Source organism: Streptomyces sp. McG3 (assembly GCF_018619185.1).
Classification (GTDB): Bacteria; Actinomycetota; Actinomycetes; order Streptomycetales; family Streptomycetaceae; genus Streptomyces.
In genome coordinates, this window is the sequence record NZ_JAAXYC010000496.1 from 1 (window position 1) to 3,512 (window position 3,512).

Genomic DNA, 3,512 nt, shown 5'->3' on the forward strand with positions numbered 1-3,512 from the left:
CCCCCGCTCCCGCTCCCGGCCCCTCCCGGCGGCTCTTCGTCTCCCGGGTCGTCGGCGGCGCGGCGGCCGCCGCCGGACTCGGCACCGTCGGGTACGGCACGTACGGCGTGCTGCGCGGGCCCAGCGTCCGGCGGATCACCGTTCCGCTGGCCAGACTGCCCCGCTCCGCCCACGGCTTCCGGATCGCCGTGGTCAGCGACATCCACATCGGGCCGATCCTCGGCCGCGCCCACACCCGCCGGATCGTCGACACGATCAACGCGACCTCGCCCGATCTGGTCGCCGTCGTCGGCGACCTCGTCGACGGGTCCGTCGCGGACCTGGGCTCCGCCGCCGAACCGCTGGCCGCCCTGCGCGCCCGGCACGGCAGCTTCTTCGTCACCGGTAACCACGAGTACTTCTCCGGCGCCGAGCAGTGGGTCGACCACGTCCGTGAACTGGGCCTGATCCCGCTGGAGAACGCCCGGGTCGAGATCCAGGGCTTCGACCTCGCCGGCGTCAACGACATCGCGGGCGAGACCGAGGGGCAGGGGCCCGACTTCGGCCGCGCACTGGGCGACCGGGACCGCGGCCGGGCCGCCGTCCTCCTCGCCCACCAGCCCGTCGTCATCCACGACGCCGTCGAGCACGGCGTCGACCTCCAGCTCTCCGGCCACACCCACGGCGGACAGCTCTGGCCCGGCAACCTCCTCGCGGAGCTGGCCAACCCCACCGTCGCCGGGCTCGAACGCTACGGCGACACCCAGCTCTTCGTCTCGCGCGGTGCGGGCGCCTGGGGCCCGCCGGTCCGGGTGGGCGCCCCCTCCGACATCACCGTCGTGGAGCTGGCCTCCCGTCAGGCCTAGGTCGTGTCCCTTGCGCGTGGGGCGGTCCGGAAGCCCCGGTTCCCTCGTCATGAAATCCACACCGAAGAGTCACCGTCAGCTACGGAAACCCGCAGGTAGGAAGCGCGAAACAGCCTTTTCGGACAGAGGTTCCGGCACGTGTCCAATAAAAGGCTGTGAGTGCCCCATTTACTCTTCCAGATGTGAAAATCGTGTGATTGGGTAAGCGCGAACATGCGGCGATGTGCGCGTCACAAACGCGACCGCCGAGGTGGGGCTGGTAAGGGAGAGCACGGCAATGCGGTCGGTCCGGGTACGGATTCTCGCGATTCTCGCGGTATTGGTGATAGCGGGCGTCGGTGCCTGGCAACTGCTCCCGTCGGGGGAGGCGAAGACCGATGCGATCACGGTCGGGACATCGGACGTCGTCACCTCGCTCGACCCGGCCGGCGCGTACGACGCGGGTTCCTGGGCGATCTACAGCAACATCTACCAGTCGCTGCTGACCTTCAAGCCCGGTGCGGTCACCCCGGAACCCGACGCCGCCGAGAGCTGCGGATTCGTCGGGCAGAAGCTCCAGACGTACCAGTGCAAGCTCCGCGACGACCTGACCTTCTCCAACGGTCGCAAGATCACCGCCGAGGACGTCAAGCACTCCTTCGACCGGATCTTCACGATCAAGTCGGACGTCGGTCCCGCGGGTCTCTTCCCCACGCTCGACTCGGTCTCGACCGAGGGCCGGACGATCACGTTCAACCTGTCCGGCAAGGACGCGACCTTCCCGCAGAAGATCGCCACCGGCGCCGCCGCGATCGTCGACCCGGCCGAGTACCCGAAGGACAAGCTCCGCGTCGGCAACCAGGTCGACGGCTCCGGCCCGTACGTCCTGAAGTCGTACGAGTCGGGGAACAGCGCCGAGCTGGTGCCGAACCTGAAGTACAAGGGTGCGCTCAAGAAGACCGGTGAAGCGGTCACCATCCGTTACTTCAAGACCTCCGAGGACCTGCAGACGTCGTGGGACAGCGGCGATGTGGACATCGCCCACCGTCAGCTGCCGTCCGAGACGCTCGCCGAACTGAACGTGAACGACCCGGACGTGCGGGTGACCGAGGCGGCCAGCGCCGAGATCCGCAACATCATCTTCAACGTCCGCGAGGACTCGCCGTTCGCGGACAAGAAGGTCCGCCAGGCGGTCGCCACGCTCCTGGACCGGGGCCCCCTGGTCCGGAAGGTCTACCAGGGCACGGTCGACCCGCTGTACTCGCTGATCCCCACCGGCTACATCGGGCACAGCACCCCCTTCTTCGACACCTACCCCTCCTCCGATCCCAAGCGCGCGGCGCAACTGCTGGAGCAGGCCGGGGTGGAGACGCCGATCGCCGTCAAGTTCGCCTACCGCGAGGGCGACATGTACACCAAGGAGACCGCCGAGCTGCGCCGTCAGATGGAGAAGGACGGGCTGTTCAAGGTCTCGGTCGAGGCCGTGGAGTGGACGAAGTACCAGAAGGGGTACGCGGACGGTAAGTACGACATGTACACCGTCGGCTGGTTCCCCGACTTCCCGGACCCCGACACCTTCGGCCAGCCGCTCGTCGGCACCGGGAGCGTCCTGCACAGCGGTTACTCCAGCAAGAAGATGGACCAGCTGATCGCCGCCACGCAGCAGTTCAGCGACCGCAGCCGGACCTCGGGCGACTTCAAGGAGATGCAGTCGCTGGTCGGCGAGGACGTCCCCCTGCTGCCGCTGTGGCAGAAGAAGGACTACGTCGTCGCCAAGTCCGAAGTCGCCGGCTCCCAGTACCTCTCCGACGGCACCGGCACCTGGCGCCTGTGGGAGCTCAGCTGGATCTGATCCGGACGGATCAGTCGGACGGGCCGGTCGGCCGGGGCTTCGCCCCGGCCGTCTCCGTACCCGGCAGGAACTCCACCAGCAGACCGTGGATCTGCCGCACCAACGGGCGCAGCACCCGGAACCGGGAGAGCGAGATCGCCCGGGCGGCGATCGGAGCGGTGCGCTCGACCAGCCGGCGGCTGCGCTCGGCGCCCTCGCTGCGGTCGTACACCCAGAACAGCACCAGCCCCATCTGCATCAGCCACATCAACTGCGGCAGCAGCGGGGCCAGTTCCGGATCACTCTTGACGTCCGCCCCGGCGATGCAGCGCTCGTGGATGGAGATCGCCGCGTCACGCGCGGCCACCGAGTCCTCGGAGAACGGGGAGAGCGGGCTGTCCGGATCGGCGGCGTTCTTGAAGAACTGGGCGGCGAAGCGGTGGTACGGCTCCGCCACGTCCAGCCAGCCGAGCAGTACCCCCCTGATGCGTACGGTCAGATCCCCGTCGCCCTCCAGCACGGGCCGGACCGCCGCCGCGTGTTCGCCGGCGATCCGGTCGTAGAAGCCCTGGACCAGGTGCTCCTTCGAGGAGAAGTAGTAATAGGCGTTCCCGACCGAGACGCCCGCCTCCTGGGCGATGGCCCGCATGGTCGTCCGGTCGTAGCCGCGCTCCGCGAAGAGCCGGAGCGCCGTTTCGAGAATCAGCGTGCGGGTCTGCTCGCTCTTCGCGGCCTTGGCCGGTTTGTTCTCCTGCACGTTCTTCTCTTCCTTCACCACGGGCCCAAGGCTATCGGGGACCCCACGGTCCTCCGGGCGGGGTGGCGCACTCACGGACCCCGGGGGCGCAGGGCGGGAG

At 68.7% G+C, this 3,512-nt stretch carries 3 protein-coding genes; 2 read left to right on the forward strand and 1 reads right to left on the reverse strand.

Annotated elements, in window-relative coordinates:
• Both HET64_RS37580 and HET64_RS37585 read left to right on the forward strand, forming a co-directional pair.
• The coding region (locus tag HET64_RS37580) for a metallophosphoesterase (RefSeq protein ID WP_215111716.1) at positions 1–845 on the forward strand (845 nt) is incomplete at its 5' end.
• A gap of 277 nt (positions 846–1,122) precedes the next feature.
• Complete coding sequence (locus tag HET64_RS37585) at positions 1,123–2,676, forward strand: ABC transporter substrate-binding protein (RefSeq protein ID WP_215111718.1); 1,554 nt, start codon at positions 1,123–1,125, stop codon at positions 2,674–2,676.
• A 10-nt stretch (positions 2,677–2,686) separates the two neighbouring features.
• Here the strand turns inward: HET64_RS37585 and HET64_RS37590 are convergent, their stop codons facing one another.
• On the reverse strand, positions 2,687–3,433 hold the full coding sequence (locus tag HET64_RS37590; RefSeq protein ID WP_215111717.1) for a TetR/AcrR family transcriptional regulator: 747 nt from the start codon (positions 3,431–3,433) through the stop codon (positions 2,687–2,689).
• Positions 3,434–3,512 lie beyond the last annotated feature (79 nt).

What these genes read in the sequence shown, in the direction of transcription:
- HET64_RS37585 (WP_215111718.1), top strand. Translation starts at nt 1,123, where the DNA reads ATGCGGTCGGTCCGGGTACGGATTCTCGCGATTCTCGCGGTATTGGTG.